Origin of the sequence: Microcella sp. (assembly GCF_033763155.1) — a bacterium.
GTDB lineage: Bacteria > Actinomycetota > Actinomycetes > Actinomycetales > Microbacteriaceae > Microcella.
On sequence record NZ_JANRKZ010000081.1, the window covers coordinates 1 to 15,939 of the forward strand.

14 protein-coding genes are annotated in these 15,939 nt (G+C 65.9%); 2 read left to right on the plus strand and 12 right to left on the minus strand.

Features of this window, described 5'->3' with window-relative positions; translation table 11 throughout:
• From rbfA to SFU54_RS03760, 11 genes are all read right to left on the minus strand, one after another.
• The coding region (rbfA, locus tag SFU54_RS03710; RefSeq protein ID WP_319014962.1) for a 30S ribosome-binding factor RbfA at nt 1-353 on the minus strand (353 nt) is incomplete at its 3' end.
• Nucleotides 354-462: 109 nt separating this feature from the next.
• Nucleotides 463-3,132, minus strand: coding sequence for a translation initiation factor IF-2 (infB, locus tag SFU54_RS03715; RefSeq protein ID WP_413466559.1), 2,670 nt, complete (start codon nt 3,130-3,132; stop codon nt 463-465).
• Between the two features lie 75 nt (nt 3,133-3,207).
• A complete protein-coding gene (locus tag SFU54_RS03720) occupies nt 3,208-3,486 on the minus strand; it encodes a YlxR family protein (protein WP_319014964.1) in 279 nt (92 codons plus the stop codon).
• Between the two features lie 90 nt (nt 3,487-3,576).
• Entirely contained in the window at nt 3,577-4,572 is a 996-nt protein-coding gene (nusA, locus tag SFU54_RS03725; protein ID WP_319014965.1) for a transcription termination factor NusA, read from the minus strand.
• Between the two features lie 63 nt (nt 4,573-4,635).
• Nucleotides 4,636-5,826 carry a hypothetical protein gene (locus tag SFU54_RS03730; RefSeq protein ID WP_319014966.1) on the minus strand — a complete coding sequence of 397 codons (1,191 nt, stop codon included), beginning with the start codon at nt 5,824-5,826 and terminating at the stop codon, nt 4,636-4,638.
• Between the two features lie 23 nt (nt 5,827-5,849).
• Nucleotides 5,850-7,610 (minus strand): proline--tRNA ligase, encoded by a 1,761-nt coding sequence (locus SFU54_RS03735; protein WP_319014967.1) that lies wholly within the window; start codon nt 7,608-7,610, stop codon nt 5,850-5,852.
• A 306-nt stretch (nt 7,611-7,916) separates the two neighbouring features.
• Nucleotides 7,917-9,065, minus strand: coding sequence for a flavodoxin-dependent (E)-4-hydroxy-3-methylbut-2-enyl-diphosphate synthase (gene ispG, locus SFU54_RS03740; RefSeq protein WP_319014968.1), 1,149 nt, complete (start codon nt 9,063-9,065; stop codon nt 7,917-7,919).
• 37 nt (nt 9,066-9,102) lie between these two features.
• Nucleotides 9,103-10,428, minus strand: a complete 1,326-nt coding sequence (locus SFU54_RS03745; RefSeq protein ID WP_319014969.1) for a M50 family metallopeptidase — start codon at nt 10,426-10,428, stop codon at nt 9,103-9,105.
• 47 nt (nt 10,429-10,475) lie between these two features.
• Nucleotides 10,476-11,555, minus strand: a complete 1,080-nt coding sequence (dxr, locus tag SFU54_RS03750; RefSeq protein ID WP_319014970.1) for a 1-deoxy-D-xylulose-5-phosphate reductoisomerase — start codon at nt 11,553-11,555, stop codon at nt 10,476-10,478.
• A 40-nt stretch (nt 11,556-11,595) separates the two neighbouring features.
• The gene (locus SFU54_RS03755; protein WP_319014971.1) at nt 11,596-12,567 is read right to left on the minus strand and encodes an FKBP-type peptidyl-prolyl cis-trans isomerase; all 972 of its coding nucleotides are present in this window, start codon (nt 12,565-12,567) and stop codon (nt 11,596-11,598) included.
• A gap of 54 nt (nt 12,568-12,621) precedes the next feature.
• Nucleotides 12,622-13,107: an OsmC family protein gene (locus tag SFU54_RS03760; protein ID WP_319014972.1), complete on the minus strand. Its 486-nt coding sequence runs from the start codon at nt 13,105-13,107 to the stop codon at nt 12,622-12,624.
• 58 nt (nt 13,108-13,165) lie between these two features.
• Between SFU54_RS03760 and gabT the strand changes: the two genes are divergently transcribed.
• Both gabT and SFU54_RS03770 read left to right on the plus strand, forming a co-directional pair.
• The gene (gene gabT / locus SFU54_RS03765) at nt 13,166-14,539 is read left to right on the plus strand and encodes a 4-aminobutyrate--2-oxoglutarate transaminase (protein WP_319014973.1); all 1,374 of its coding nucleotides are present in this window, start codon (nt 13,166-13,168) and stop codon (nt 14,537-14,539) included.
• A 7-nt stretch (nt 14,540-14,546) separates the two neighbouring features.
• Nucleotides 14,547-15,530: an asparaginase gene (locus SFU54_RS03770; protein ID WP_319014974.1), complete on the plus strand. Its 984-nt coding sequence runs from the start codon at nt 14,547-14,549 to the stop codon at nt 15,528-15,530.
• A gap of 69 nt (nt 15,531-15,599) precedes the next feature.
• Here SFU54_RS03770 and SFU54_RS03775 read toward each other — a convergent pair.
• Nucleotides 15,600-15,939, minus strand: a 340-nt coding sequence (locus tag SFU54_RS03775) for an ABC transporter permease (protein WP_319014975.1), incomplete at its 5' end; no start/stop codon positions are given.

Genomic DNA, 15,939 nt, shown 5'->3' on the forward strand with positions numbered 1-15,939 from the left:
GCAGCATCCCGTTCGCGCGCCTCGCGCAGCAAGGCTTCGATCGACGCCGCGTTCTCGGGAATGCCGTCGAGAATGAACTCGATGGTCGGCGTCAGCCGCGTGTTGAGGTTGCGACCCACCTCCATGCGCAGCATGCCGGTGGCGGCGGCGAGTGCCGCCGCACTGTCGTCGCGCTCTTGCTCGGTGCCGAGCACCGTGTAGAAGATCGAGGCGTGCTGGAGGTCACCCGTCACCTGCACGTCGGTGATCGTCACAAAGCCCAAGCGCGGGTCGCGCAAGCCCTTGTCGAGCCGCTGCGCGACGACCTCTTTGATGCGGTCGGCGACCTTGCGGGCGCGAGGGTTGCCTGCCATGTGCTGCTCCTGACTGGTGCTGGTGTTGCTGAGGGATGCGGCCCGCCGCTCCATGAGGAACGGCGGGCCGGCAGGTGGTCGCGTGCGCTACGCGCGCACGCAGGACGCGCTACGCGCGCACCTTCTCCTTCATCTCGATCGTTTCGATCTCGTCGCCGATCTGGATGTCGTTGAACTTTCCGAGGCCGATACCGCACTCGAAGTCGGTGCGCACCTCGGTGACGTCATCCTTGAATCGACGCAGCGACTCAATCGCGAGGTTGTCACCCACCACGACACCCTCACGAATGACGCGCGCCTTGGCGTTTCGCGTGATCGTTCCGCTGCGCACGATGACACCGGCGATGTTGCCGAACTTCGACGAACGGAAGATCTCGCGAATCTCGGCGACACCCGACTGCACTTCTTCGAACTCGGGCTTGAGCATGCCCTTGAGCGCGCTCTCGATCTCTTCCAAAGCGGAGTAGATGACCGAGTAGAAGCGAATGTCGACGCCTTCACGTTGCGCGCGCTCACGCGCCTTCGTGTCGGGGCGCACGTTGAAGCCCACGATGATGGCGTTGTCGATGGTCGCGAGGTTGACGTCGCTCTCGGTGACGGCACCCACACCGCGGTGGATGATGCGCAACTGCACGCTCTCGTCGACCTCGATCTTGAGCACGGCCTCTTCGAGTGCTTCAACAGCACCGGAGACGTCACCCTTGATGATGAGGTTGAGCGACTCGACCTTGCCGTCTTCGAGGGCCTTGGTGAAGTCTTCGAGACTGATGCGCTTGCGTGCCTTGGCCAGCAAGGCGTTGCGAGCAGCAGCTTCGCGCTTCTCGGCGATCTGACGGGCCGTGCGGTCATCGTCGGTGACGATGAAGGTGTCACCGGCGCGCGGAACACTCGAAAGACCCTGCACCTGAACCGGTCGCGAGGGGTAGGCCTCGTCAACCTTCTCGCCGTCGTCGTCCATCATGGCGCGAACACGGCCGTAGGCCGTGCCCGCGACAATGGCGTCGCCGACCCGCAGCGTGCCCGACTGAATGAGCACGGTCGCCACGGCGCCGCGTCCCTTGTCGAGTCGAGCCTCGATGGCCACACCGCGGGCGGTGCGGTTGGGGTTCGCCGACAAGTCGAGCCCGGCATCCGCCGTCAACAGAACGGCGTCGAGAAGCTCGGTGATGCCCTTGTTCTGCAGAGCCGAGACGTCGATGAACATCGTGTCTCCGCCGTACTCTTCAGCAACGAGGCCGAACTCAGTGAGCTGCTGACGCACCTTTGCGGGGTTGGCGCCCTCTTTGTCGACCTTGTTGACGGCGACAACAATGGGCACGCCGGCCGCCTGGGCGTGGTTGAGCGCCTCGACCGTCTGGGGCATGATGCCGTCGTCAGCCGCCACCACGAGAATCGCGACGTCGGTCACCTGTGCACCACGAGCACGCATGGCGGTGAACGCCTCGTGACCCGGGGTGTCGATGAAGGTGATGGCACGCTCGATGCCCTCGTGCTCGGTCCACACCTGGTAGGCACCGATGTGCTGCGTGATGCCGCCGGCCTCACCAGCACCCACGTTGGCCTTGCGAATCGCGTCGAGCAGTCGGGTCTTACCGTGGTCAACGTGACCCATGACGGTCACCACCGGCGGACGAATGACGAGGTCATCTTCGTGCTCTTCTTCATCGAGGTCGATGTCGAAGCTCTCGAGCAGCTCTTTGTCTTCGTCTTCCGGCGACACGATTTCGATGCGCCAGCCCAGCTCTTCACCGAGCACCACAAACGTGGCACCGTCGAGAGACTCGGTCGCGGTTGCCATTTCACCGAGGTGAAAGAGCACCGTCACGAGGTTGCCGGGAGGGCAGCTAATGCCGCTGACGGCCTCAAGCTTGTCGGCGAAGTCAGTGATCGATGCACCCTGGCGAAGACGGATGACCGTCTTGCCGTCGCCGCGGGGAACACTGACACCGCCAACCGACGGAGCCTCCCGCATTTCAAACTCTTGCCGCTTCGTCCGCTTTGACTTGCGAGCCTTCGACTTACCGCCGCCGCGCCCGAAGGCACCGGCCGTGCCGCCGCCGGGGCCGCGGCCGCGGCCGCCGCCACCGCCCGGACGCGGGCCGTTGAAGCCACCACCGGGAGCGCCGCCGGGGCCGCCTGCGCCGCCGGGACGGAATCCTCCGCCCGCACCTGCCGGGCGGCCGGGGCCACCCGTGCGCTGCTGGAAGGGCGCCCGCGGAGCACCTGGGCGTCCGGCGCCGTCGGGGCGCGGAGCGCCGGGGCGGGGCGCTCCGGGGCGCGGAGCGCTCGGACGCGGAATCGCGCCGCCACCCGGGCGAGGCATGCCTTGGGTTGACGAGAAGGGGTTGTTGCCGGGGCGCGGAGTGCCCGGACGAGCCATGCCTTGCTGTGAGGCAAAGGGGTTGTTGCCGGGGCGCGGCTGGCCGGATGCTGATGCGGAGCGCGCCGTCGCGTCACCATCGCCGTCACTCGCGGCAGGCGCCGCCGGTGCCTCGGGCTGCGCTGCCGGAGCCTCGGCCTCGGGCGCGGCCGGTGCCGGTGCTGGTTTGGCCGGTGCGGGCTTGGCCGGAGCTTTCGCGGCGGGCGCCGCTGCCGGGGCCTTAGGCGCCGTAATGCCCTCGGCTTCCAACGCCGCGCGCAACTTGCGCGCAACGGGGGGTTCAATGGTCGACGACGGACCCTTGACGAATTCGCCGAGCTCTTTGAGCTTCTCGAGGGCGACCTTGCTTTCAATGCCGAGTTCGCTCGCGATCTCGTGCACGCGTGGTTTCGCAGCCACAATTCTCCTGTCTGGGTCCGCACCCAGGCAGGGGCAGACCATTAGTGCTGGACGGAACTCATTTCGAGCCGCTCATTAGTTGTCCATGTGCCGATCAGCCTTTTCTTCGGATGATGAAATGGTCGCCAGAACCGAATCCGCGTCGAGCGGACCCGCCACTCGAAGCGCTCGGGCCCAAGCCCGACGCACCGTGGCGGTTTCGACGCAGTCGCGAGTGCCGTGCACCCACGCACCCCGCCCCGGAAACCGGGCTAGGGCATCCACCACGACCGATCCATCGATCGCCACCACCCTCACAAGTGAGGATCGAGGCGCGCGCTGGCGACAGCCGAGGCAGGTTCTGACGGGTTCCATGTTACCCCTCTTGCATTCCGCGCGCCGACCCTCGCTCGAAACGCGATGCGTTTCGAGCTTCGGCGCGAAGATTGGTATTCAACCGCTGTGCTACTCGTCCATCACCGAATCCGGTTGAATATCAATCTTCGCGCCCGTCAGCTTCGCGGCGAGGCGGGCGTTCTGGCCCTCTTTGCCGATCGCGAGAGACAACTGATAGTCGGGCACCAGCGCACGCACGGCCTTCGTCGCCGGGTCAATCACGAAGGCACTCGAGACCTTGGCGGGCGACAGCGCGTTCGCCACAAAGGTGGCGAGGTCATCGCTGTGGTCAACGATGTCGATCTTCTCGTTGCCCAACTCAGCCGTCACGGCGCGTACGCGCTGACCCAGTTCACCGATGCACGCTCCCTTGGCGTTGACGCCCGGCTCGATTGAACGCACGGCGATCTTGGTGCGGTGACCGGCTTCGCGCGCGAGTGCTGTGATCTCAACAATCCCGTTGGCAATTTCCGGAACTTCGAGAGCGAAAAGCTTGCGCACGAGAGAGGGGTGCGTGCGGCTCACGGTGATCTGCGGCCCCTTGAGGCCCTTCGACACGCTCGTGACATAGACACGGATGCGGCTGCCGTGCGCGTACTCCTCGCCCGCAACTTGCTCTTCCGGCGGCAAGATCGCCTCGACCGCGCCCAAGTCGATGTGGATCATGCGCGGGTTCGGACCCTGCTGAATCACACCGGCGACGATGTCGCCCTCGCGACCCTTGAACTCGCCGAGCACGCGGTCGTCACCAATATCGCGAAGTCGCTGGTTAATGACTTGCTTGGCCGCGAACGCGGCAATGCGCCCGAAGTCGTCGGGGCTGTCGGGGGCTTCGCCAATGAGCATCCCCTCGTCATCAAACTCGGGAACATAGACGGTCACGTGGCCGGTCTTGCGATCGAGCTCAACGCGCGGCGCGGGCTGGTCGGCATCACGCGAGTCTTCGCGGTCGGTGTGCTTGAGGTAGGCCGTCAAGATGGCCTGCTCGATAATCTGCACGAGCTCGTCGAACGGGATCTCCCGTTCACGCTCCATCATCCTCAAGATGCTCAGGTCGATGTCCACCGGGGGTACCTCCGCTATTCGATTGAGACCGCGCGACCCCCTGAGGGCCGCCGACGCGAACCTCTACGGTACCGGATGCTCGTCAGAACTCTGACCGACCGTCGAGCGTCTCCGCAGAACAAGGCGCACCACGATGAGCACGAGCCCGAGGCCGCCCAACACCCCCGCAATGATCGCGAGCGTGGCGACGATTCCCGAGTCGGCACCCGTCTCGGCAAGTTCGTTACCGGCATCCACCGTGCCGAACCCTGCGGGTACTACCGTGACAGCTTCGGCGACGACGTTCGCACTGTTGAGGGTGAGGCTGAAGACCGACAGCACCTCTCCGGCGACCGGGGTGAGCGAGGCAGGGCTCACGTCGCTCGATGACACGGCTGCACTCGTGACAAAAGGATTGATCGGAGGAGTGACCGCCGTCAGGCCCGTTGCGCCCTCGAACTGCCACGTGAACCAGAGTGTGCCATCAGTGTCGAGATCGAGGCCCACAATTGTGCCGACCGCCGGCTCTGGCAAGAGCATCTCGCCGAAACCGCCGGCCCACGCCGCGATGTCATCGCCGTAGGCGACCGCGATGAAGACGAATCGGCTGGGGCCGTCTCCGTAACTCATGAGGGTCAGGGCCTCGAGGGGCTCACCCGTGGGGATCGTAATCGAACCCGCCAGCGACACGATTCCCGTCGAGAGCGTGATCGCGAAAAGCTGACCATCGGCAAGCCCGATGAAGGCGCCCGAGAGAGGATCACCCGCAGGCGTGAACGCATCGGCCGTCATCGCCGGCAAGAGCGACTCGATCGATTCTTGAGCGCTTCCGCTGAGGAATTGGTCGGTGATGACGTCGAGTGACGTGCATTCCGTGTCGAATACCCACGGGTCACCCGAGTCACCATCGACAAACGGAATGGGCGTGCCCACCGGTGCGCCCGTCGATCCCGCAACCGAGACGACCCCGCACAAGAAGCTGCCGTCTCCCTGCTCGGCCGAGACTAAGACCACAACGTTGCCGCTCACGGCGTCGTAGTCGGCCGCGGTTACGGTGACTCCTTCGGGCGCAAGGTCGAACTCGGCAAGGCTTCCCAAGAACGTGATGGCGACTTCTGGAGCAGTCGTCGTCAGCGTACCGAGCAGTCCATACGTGCTGCCGTCGGTCGTGGCCACAAAGACATCACGCTCGTCGGCCGGAACAGCCATGGCGGTCGCCGGCATCGACAGCCCCATGAGTGCGACAACACTCACGACCGCGCTCCATCGGCGCATTCCACTCATGCGTTGCTCCCCGTTCACCTCAGTTGGGCGTGAACATCAGCAAGGGCAATCTCGCTGCGCTCTCCGGTGGCCCTGTTCCAAAACTCGACGATACCGTCCGCCGCGCCCCGGCCAACGACGACCACCAGCGGCACGCCAATCAACTCTGCGTCGCCAAACTTGACGCCGGGCGACACCTTGGGCCGGTCGTCGTAGAGCGTGTCGAATCCTGCAGCGTCGAGCTCGCTGACGAGCGCCTCGGCGACCGTGTAGGCGATTTCGTCACGGCCCGCGGCAACGACGTGCACATCAAACGGGGCAACCTCGCGCGGCCAGACCAAACCCTTCTCGTCGTGCGCGTTTTCGGCGATGACCGCAAGAATGCGCGTCACGCCGATGCCGTACGAGCCCATCGTGACGGTGACGAGCTTGCCGTTTTCGTCGAGCACCTGCAGACCGAGTGCCTCGGCATATTTGCGCCCCAGTTGGAAGACGTGGCCGATCTCCATGCCGCGCGCGAGCTCAACCGGCCCACTACCGTCGGGCGCAGGATCGCCCGCTCGCACCTCGGCAATGTCAGCGCGCCCGTCACCGACAAAGTCGCGGCCGGCAACAAGGTGGTACACGTGCTTCTCGGGCTCATTCGCTCCCGTGATCCACGAGGTGCCATCGCCCACGCGCGGGTCAAGCAGATAGCGGATGCCCGTGCTCGAGCTCTCGCCCAACACAGGGCCACTCGGGCTCCAGGGTCCGATGTACCCCTTCACGAGGCCCTTCGCCGCGGCGAAATCCTCATCCGTGGCTGCGTCGACCGCGGCCGGAGCGAAAGCCACCTCGGCGCGCTTCAGGTCAACCTCGCGGTCGCCGGGAACGCCCACGATGACGAGTTCTTTCGAACCGTCGAGGTGCGTGAGCCGCAGCACAACGTTCTTGAGCGTGTCGCCCGCGTTCCACGGCCGATCCGAGCGCGGGTACTTCTCGTTCGACAGCGCGACGAGCGTCGCGATGGTCGGGGTGTCAGGCGAATCGTGGATGACCGCCGCGGGCTCCCCCGAGGCATCCACCGGCTCAACCACCGGCACGCGGTAGGCCTCAACGTTCGCCGCGTATCCCCCGGCCGATCGCACAAAGGTGTCTTCGCCGATGGGGATGGGGTGCAAGAACTCTTCACTGCGCGAGCCACCCATGGCACCGGCGTCGGCCTGAACGATGACGTACTCGAGCCCCAACCGCGTGAAGATGCGCTCGTAGGCATCGCGCTGCGCCTGGTAGGCGGCATCCAAACCCGCATCGTCGATGTCGAACGAGTAGGCGTCTTTCATCGAAAACTCGCGCCCGCGCAGCAGGCCCGCACGGGGTCGTGCTTCGTCGCGGTACTTGTCTTGAATCTGGTAGATCGCGAGCGGGAGGTCTTTGTACGACGAATAGAGGTCTTTCACGAGCAGCGTGAACACCTCTTCGTGCGTGGGCGCGAGAAGGTAGTCGGCCCCGCGGCGGTCTTTCAAGCGGAAGATGCCGTCGCCATACTCTTCCCACCGACCCGTGGCCTCGTAGGGCTCGCGCGGCAACAACGCGGGAAAGTGAACTTCTTGGGCACCGGCGTTCGCCATTTCTTCACGAATGACGGCCTCGATGCGACGGCGCACCTTCAACCCGAGCGGCAGCCACGCGAACACGCCCGGAGCCTGGCGGCGAATGTAACCGGCCCGCACGAGCAAGCGATGGCTCGCCACTTCGGCATCGGCGGGGTCGTCACGGAGGGTGCGGAGGAAGAACTGGGAGAGGCGCGTGGTCACCGGCCAAGACTACTTGGCTCTGAGACGCGCCCTGCGTGGCGCCGCACGATACCCCCGTTCGGGGGCCAGAATGAAACAGGCCTGCGAGCGATGGCAAGGGGGGCTTGGATCGCTCGCAGGCCCTTCCCGTCTCGCGACCAATCGCGGGGCGGGAAACCTGCACAGCGGAGATTGCCCCTGTGACACTCGTCGGGTCTTGCACCGCCCCCGCGTGCGCAACAGTCAGCTCCCCCAGCCGATGCCCTCAGCGTACCCAGGCTCGTATGGGGGTCGTGAGTCCCCCGATGGGGGGCCAGACGACGAGCGTCAGGCCGTGACGACCTCGGGCGACCCGACCGGAGCATCCGGCATCGACGCCGCCAGGCGGTTGGCCTCTTCAATAAGCGTCGCCACGATCTCGTTCTCGGGAACCGTCTTGATGACCTCGCCCTTGACGAAGATCTGGCCCTTGCCATTGCCCGACGCGACACCGAGGTCAGCCTCGCGAGCCTCACCCGGGCCGTTGACGACACAGCCCATCACCGCAACGCGCAGCGGAACCGTCATGCCCTCGAGGCCTTTCGTGACGTCTTCGGCGAGCGTGTAGACGTCGACCTGTGCGCGGCCACACGACGGGCACGACACGATCTCGAGCTTGCGCTCGCGCAGGTTGAGGCTCTCGAGAATCTTGAGGCCCACCTTCACCTCTTCGGCGGGCGGCGCCGAGAGCGACACACGAATCGTGTCGCCGATGCCCTCGCCGAGCAAGATGCCGAAGGCGGTCGCGCTCTTGATGGTGCCCTGGAACGCGGGGCCCGCCTCGGTCACGCCGAGGTGCAGCGGCCAGTCGCCGCGCTCGGCGAGCTGACGGTAGGCCTTGACCATCACGATCGGGTCGTTGTGCTTGACCGAAATCTTGAAGTCGTGAAAGTCGTGCTCTTCGAAGAGGCTCGCCTCCCACACGGCACTCTCGACGAGGGCCTCGGCGGTCGGCTTGCCGTACTTCTGCAGCAAGCGCGGGTCGAGCGAGCCCGCGTTCACGCCGATACGGATGCTCACGCCGGCGTCTTTCGCCCGCTTCGCGATCTCACCCACCTGGTCATCGAACTTGCGGATGTTGCCAGGGTTGACGCGCACGGCGGCACAGCCCGCGTCGATGGCTTGAAAGACGTACTTCGGCTGGAAGTGAATGTCGGCGATGACCGGAATCTGGCTCTTCTTGGCGATGATGTGCAGCACGTCAGCATCGTCTTGACTCGGAACCGCCACGCGCACGATGTCGCAGCCCGTTGCCGTGAGCTCGGCGATCTGCTGAAGGGTGCCGTTGATGTCGGTCGTCGGCGTCGTCGCCATCGACTGCACGCTCACCGGGTGGTCGCTGCCCACCATGACCTTGCCCACCTTGATCTGGCGGGTCTTGCGGCGAGGGGCGAGGGTCTCAGGGACCTTGGGCATTCCGAGATTCACAGCGGGCACGTTCGTCATTGTACGGCCGCCGCCTGAACAGCAGGCCCTAAAAGAGCGTGATGGGCTTCACGATGTCGGCATAGATGAGCAACAGGCTCATTGCGCCCAGCACCAGCACGACCGCGAGAGTGAACGGCACGAGTTTCGCCGTGTCAATCGGCCCAGGGTCGGGCTTGCCGCGCACCTTCGCAAACCAGCGACGCAGCCCTTCCCACAGCGCGCCCGCGACGTGTCCGCCGTCGAGCGGAAGAAGCGGAATGAGGTTGAACACGAAGAGGGCGACGTTGAGCGACGCCAGAAGGCCGGTGAGGAACGACACACGCTCTACGACCGGAATCGTGTCGATGCTCGCAATCTCACCCGCGATGCGCCCCACGCCGACAACGCTGATGGGGCCGTTCGGGTCGCGCTCTTCCGGGCCGAACGCGGCCTCGGCCACGTCGATCATGCGCTGAGGCAGATTGATGATGATGCCGACAACGGCTGAGATGTTGTCACCGACCGCAGGAAGCACCGCGGTGACGGGCTGCTGCACCGTCTCGTATGCCGCCGCAATGCCGATGAATCCAACCCGCTGGGTTTGGGGCTCACCATCCTCGCCCTCAACGATTCGGCCCCGGTCGTCGAGAACGTACCGCTCGGTCAGGAGGGGCGTGACGGTCGTGCTCACGGCCGACCCGGCACGCTCGAGCTCGACAGCGAGGGGCTGGCCCGCCGCGTCGCGGACGATCGCGAGCACGTCATCCCACGTCTCAATCTCTTGGCCGTCGATCGACACAATGCGATCGCCGGGCTTCAAGCCCGCCTCGGCCCCCGGCGCGAGCGGGTCACCCGGCTCACACTCTTGGCGCTCGCTTGTTGCGGGAAGCACACACTCGTTGACACTGCCGAGCGTGGTGGAGGGCTGAGCCACCCCGAAACCCATGAGAACCACGGCGTAGAGCACGACCGCGATCACGAGGTTCATGAACGGACCGCCGAGCATGATGATGATGCGCTTCCACACCGAGAGTCGGTAGAAGGTGCGGTGCTCTTCACCCTCCGGAATCGTGTCGGCGGATGCGCTGCGCGCGTCTTGCACGAGGGTGTCGAAGAATCCCGTCGAGGCTGAGCGAGCGCGCTCCCCCGCAACCGGTGGATACATTCCGGCCATCGAGATGTAGCCGCCGAGCGGAATCCACTTGAAGCCATACTCGGTCTCACCGCGGCGCCACGAGACGATCGTGCGCCCAAAGCCGATCATGAACTGACCGACGCGCACACCAAACAGCTTGGCGGGCACAAAGTGCCCCAACTCGTGCAGAGCGATCGAGACGACGAGTCCGACCACGACCACGAGAATGCCGACGATATACAGCAGCACGGTCTCCACGAGCCGTCACTCTAGCGCCGCAGCCCCAGCACCCGCTGGGCGGCAGGCTAGGCGGCGTCGATCACGGCATCGGCCTCGCGGCGCGCCCAGAGCTCGGCCTCGAGAACGCCCTCGAGCGTCATGGGGTGCGGCTCGTGACGATCGACCACCTCGCGCACGAGATCAACAATGCCGAGGTACCCAATGCGGCCATCGTGAAAGGCGTGCACAGCCTGCTCGTTGGCGGCGTTGAAGACGGCGGGGAACGTCGCCCCCGCAGCACCCACCTGCTTCGCCAACGCGACCGCCGGGAACGCGTCGTCGTCGAGCGGCGCGAACGTCCAGGTGGATGCCGTGCTCCAGTCGAGCGGAGCTCCTACCCCGGCCACGCGGTGCGGCCAGTCGAGCCCGAGCGAGATGGGCAACCGCATGTCGGGCGGCGAGCACTGCGCAATCGTCGAACCGTCGACGAACTCGACCATCGAGTGCACGATCGACTGCGGGTGCACCGTCACATCGATGCGGTCGTAGGGCACGTCAAAGAGCAGGTGGGCCTCAATGACCTCGAGGCCCTTGTTCACGAGCGTGGACGAGTTGGTCGTGATGACCTTGCCCATATCCCATGTCGGATGCGCGAGCGCTTCAGCAGGAGTCACGCTCTCGAGCGACGCGCGCGAACGACCGCGGAACGGCCCTCCACTCGCCGTGAGCACGAGCCGACGCACCTCGTGGTGCTCGCCCGCGAGCAAGGCCTGCGCAATCGCCGAGTGCTCACTGTCGACGGGAACGATCTGGCCGGGCGCCGCGAGGCTCGTGACGAGCGAACCGCCGACGATCAAGCTCTCTTTGTTCGCAAGCGCCAGGATGCGCCCCGCGGTCAACGCCGCGAGCGTCGGCGCGAGACCCACTGATCCGGTGATGCCGTTGAGCACCACATCGCAGTGCACGTCGCGCACGAGCTGGGCCGCGGCCTCGGCGCCGAGGGCAATGTGCTCCACGCCGTGGACACGAGCCTGCTGCTCGACGAGAGCGCGGTTGCTGCCCGCAGCGAGCCCGACCACGCGAAACCGCTCGGGGTTGGCCGCGATCACCTCGAGCGCTTGAACGCCGATTGACCCCGTCGAACCCAAAACGATGATGTCGCGCATGGTGTTCATCATGCCCGACAGTGCGTGAGCATCCGGTGGGTTAAGACGCCGCGAGAATGTCGACGACGAAGACGATGACGTCGGTCGCGCCGATGGAGCCGTCGGGGGTTCCGCCGCTCGGGCCATAGCCGAGGTCGGGGGGAATGATCGCGATGATCTGCGAGCCGACCGTCTGGCCAACCAGCGCGTCACGGAAGCCCTGGATCACGCCGCTCGTCGGGAAGTCGGCCGTCTGGCCGCGCTCCCAGCTCGAGTCGAAGATCTCGCCCGTGTTCCAGTTCATGCCCGTGTAGTGCACGGTCACGGTCTGGCCGTCTTCGACCACATCGCCCGAGCCCTTGATGAGAACCGCGAGGTCGAACTCGGTGAAGGGGTCACCCTCGGGAAGCGTGATGGTGGGCGCACCGTTCTCGGCAAGCTCAACCGTCGGGAAGCCCTCGGGCGCCTCTTGCGACTCGCCGTCAGCACGCTCAAGGGGCGGCGGCACGATGCTCACAACGTCGATCACGAAGACGAGTGACTCGGTGCCCGTGAGGCTGAGCTCGGGAACACCCTGGTCGCCGAAGCCTTCGGCGGGCGGAATCACGCCGGCCAAGCGAGTGCCGGGGGTCGCGCAGTCGAGCAGCAGCGAGAAACCGACGAGCTGCTCGCTCAGCGTGTCGATCGGGAACCGCTCGGCGTTCTCGCCCGAGAAGCCGGTCGTGGCAAGTTCGCCGCCCGTCTCGCCGTTGAGCACCGTGTACTCGATCACGACGGTGTCGCCGTTGGTTGCAGCGTCTCCCGAACCCTGCTCCAGAATCGTGCGCTGGGTCGACTCGGCCGTCAGTGGGCCATCGAATTCGATCGTCGGGACCGAGCCGAAGCCGCCCTCGACCGAAACGGCCTCAGAAGCAGCACCAGACGAAATGCAGTCACCATCGGCAGGAGCGGAGCCGCCGGGAGCACACGCCGCAAGCGACACGAGAAGCGCGGCACTGAGGCCGGAAGAGATCAGAGCGGAACGGCGACGCACGGGGGCTTCCTCACGATGGAACGGGCACGAAGTCCCCATCTTCCCACGCCAGGGCTAAGACTGCGCCCTGAGGGTCGTCGGCTCGTGCTGAACGTCGAAGTTCACCGAGTTGGCGATGAAACACAGTTCGCTCGCCCGGTGATGTAGCGACTCGGCCCGGTGCGCATCCTCATCGGTGTGATGCGCAGCGAGCGTGACAACTGGCCGCAGGGTCGCCTCGATGAGCCGACCCCCGTCGCCCTCTTGCTGAAGCGTGCCCGTCGCCGCGTCGCGATAGTCGACAACGACGATTCCATTGACCGCGGCGACGTGCAGGTAGCTGAGCATGTGACACTGCGCCAGTGCCGCGATGACGAGTTCTTCGGGATTCCACCGGTCGGGGTCGCCGCGAAAGACCCGATCGCTCGAACCGGCGATCTCATGCTGTTTTCCGTCCGCATGGATGCGGTGGTCACGCCCGTACGACCGGTACGTCGCCGTGCCCTCGCCCCGGTTTCCCGTCCACTGCACCGCGACGGCGTAGTTGTGCTGATCGTGCATGCCCTGCTCCTCACGCACCCGGGCTCAACGCAGGGGCCGGGAGTACACTCATCCCACCATGACTGACACCCTTTCTGCGCCCGCAGCCCCGTCATTCGAGGGCACCGGTTCGGCTCACGCACCCGTCGCTCAAGAGCGCCGCGTCGTCACCGCGATTCCCGGCCCCGCGTCGCAAGCGCTGCACGAACGCCGTCTCGCGGTCGTGAGCGCCGGTGTCGGCACGGCCCTTCCCGTCTACATCGACCGGGCGCACGACGCGATCGTCGTCGACGTTGACGGCAACCACTTCATCGACCTGGGCGGCGGCATCGGCGTCATGGGCGCTGGCCACACCAACGACGCGGTCGTGGCGGCTGTGCAAGAACAGGTGGCCAAGGTCACGCACACGTTGTTCACCGTCACTCCGTATGAGCAATACGTGCGCGTTGCCGAACTGCTCGTGCAGCACACCCCGGGTGATCACGCCAAGAAGGTCGTGCTCGTCAACTCGGGCGCCGAGGCCCTCGAAAACGCCGTCAAGATTGCCCGCAAGCACACGGGCCGCGCGGGCGTTGCGGTGCTCGACCACGGGTATCACGGCCGCACCAACCTGACCATGGCCATGAACTTCAAGGCCATGCCCTACAACCTAGGCTTCGGACCGTTCGCGAGCAACGTCTATCACGCGCCTAGCTCGTACCCGCTGCACGACGGACTCTCGGGGGCCGAGGCCGCACGACGCACGATCTCCTACCTCGAAAAGCGCGTGGGTGCTGATGACCTTGCGTGCCTCGTTGTCGAGCCCATTCAGGGCGAGGGCGGATTCATCGTGCCCGCTGAGGGCTACCTGCCCGCGCTCGTCGAGTGGTGCCGCGCCAACGGTGTTGTGTTCATCGCCGACGAAGTGCAGTCGGGTGTTGCCCGCACGGGCGCGTACTACGCGAGTGAGCACTTCGACATCGTTCCCGACATGATCACGACGGCCAAGGGCATCGCTGGCGGCATGGTGCTTGCGGGCGTCGTTGGCCGCGCCGAGATCATGGATAGCTCGCACGCGGGCGGCCTCGGTGGCACCTACGGTGGCAACCCCGTTGCGTGCGCCGCCGCGATCGCCGTGTTCGACCAGATCGACAAGCGAAATCTGCTCGGCGCGGCGCAACACATCGAGACCGTACTGCGCCCCGCGCTCGAGGCACTTGCGGCGAAGCAGCCGCGCATCGCCGAGGTGCGCGGCATCGGCGCCATGCTTGCCATCGAGTTTCTCGACCCCGAGACGCACGAGCCTGACGCCGCGATCGTCTCGCGCGCCGTCGCGGCGGCCGCGCAACAGGGTGTGCTGCTGTTGAGCGCGGGCACCTACGGCAACGTGATTCGCTTCTTGCCGCCGCTCACCATTAGCGACGAGCTGCTGCTCGAGGCTGTCGAGGTTCTCGACGCCGCACTCTCTGGCTAGCCGAGCCATGGCACTCGAGGGCGCTCGACCACTCGAGGTGTCGGGAACGGTCGAGCTTGCGCGCATCGAGCGCTCGGGACTCATCGAATCGCGGCACCTCGGCGCTGCCGCCGTTGTCGATGCTTCGGGTGCGATTCTTCGGGCAGTGGGCGACGTGCACGCCACGATCTATCCGCGCTCGTCGCTCAAGCCTGTGCAGGCGATCGCCATGCTCGAACTTGGTGCACGCTTCACCGACGACGAACTCGTGCTCGCGAGCGCGAGCCACTGCGGAAGCCCCGACCATCTCGCTGTCGTCGAACGGATGCTGCGCGACGACGGGCGCGATGGGCACGCCCTGCAGTGCCCCGCACAGTGGCCGCTCGGCCTCGCGGAACGCGCTGCCCGCCAGGCAGCGGGCCTTCCCGCGACGCGGATCACGATGAACTGCTCGGGTAAACACGCAGGCTTCTTGCGGGCGAGCGACGCCGCCGGCGGCGACGCCGACCACTACCTCGACCCCGCGCATCCGGTGCAACGTCACGTCACTGACGCGGTCGAGCGGTTCACCGGCGAACCCGTGCATGGCACCGCGTTTGACGGCTGCGGCGCCCCTTTGCACGCCACGTCACTCGCAGCTCTCGCGACAGCAATCGCGCGCGTGGCTTCGGGCTCAACTCCCGAGGCACAGCAGCTGATGGCAGCGGTCGCCGCTGAACCCTGGGCCATCGATGGCACCGGTCGGGCCAACACGATGGTCATCGAACGACTCGGGGGCATCGCCAAGCTCGGCGCCGAAGGGGTCGTCGTTATCGGCACGACGGAGGGCACCGCCGTTGCGGTCAAGGTTCTTGACGGCTCCATGCGCGCTACAACACCGGTTGCTCTTGCTCTGCTCGCCAGCGTCGGCGCGATTGCAACCGACGCGGCCCACGACCTTATCGAGCTCACGAGCGAGAAGGTCTTCGCCGGAGACGCTTTGGCGGGAGCCCTCATCGTCAGTGTCGGCTGAGACACGCGACGGCAGAGGCGATCGCCGCGTGAGCATCCGCCACGCCGACGACCGCCTTTTCGCTGAGACCTAGCCGGCCTTGGCGAGTTGTCGGCGTCGAGCAGCCGCCGTCAGCTGCGCGATCAAGACGAAGGCAATCGCCAAGAAGAACACGGCCGAAGCGATGACATTGGCTTCCGCCGGAATTCCTCGAGCGGCCGCCGTGTAGACGTAGCTCGGGAAGGTGACGTCAGCCCCTCGGTTGAAGTTCGTGATGATGAAGTCATCGAAACTCAGTGCGAACGACAGCAGAGCAGCCGCCACGATTCCCGGCAGGAGCATGGGGAACGTGATGCGCCAGAACACCTGAGTCGGGCTGCCATAGAGGTCGCGACCCGCTTCTTCGAGTGCGGGGTCGAGGCCCGCCACG

Coding starts and splice junctions, on each gene's coding strand:
- SFU54_RS03720 (WP_319014964.1), bottom strand. CDS start 3,486: ATGGAACCCGTCAGAACCTGCCTCGGCTGTCGCCAGCGCGCGCCTCGA.
- SFU54_RS03730 (WP_319014966.1), bottom strand. CDS start 5,826: ATGCGCCGATGGAGCGCGGTCGTGAGTGTTGTCGCACTCATGGGGCTG.
- dxr (WP_319014970.1), bottom strand. CDS start 11,555: ATGCGCGACATCATCGTTTTGGGTTCGACGGGGTCAATCGGCGTTCAA.
- SFU54_RS03760 (WP_319014972.1), bottom strand. CDS start 13,107: ATGCACGATCAGCACAACTACGCCGTCGCGGTGCAGTGGACGGGAAAC.
- gabT (WP_319014973.1), top strand. CDS start 13,166: ATGACTGACACCCTTTCTGCGCCCGCAGCCCCGTCATTCGAGGGCACC.
- SFU54_RS03770 (WP_319014974.1), top strand. CDS start 14,547: ATGGCACTCGAGGGCGCTCGACCACTCGAGGTGTCGGGAACGGTCGAG.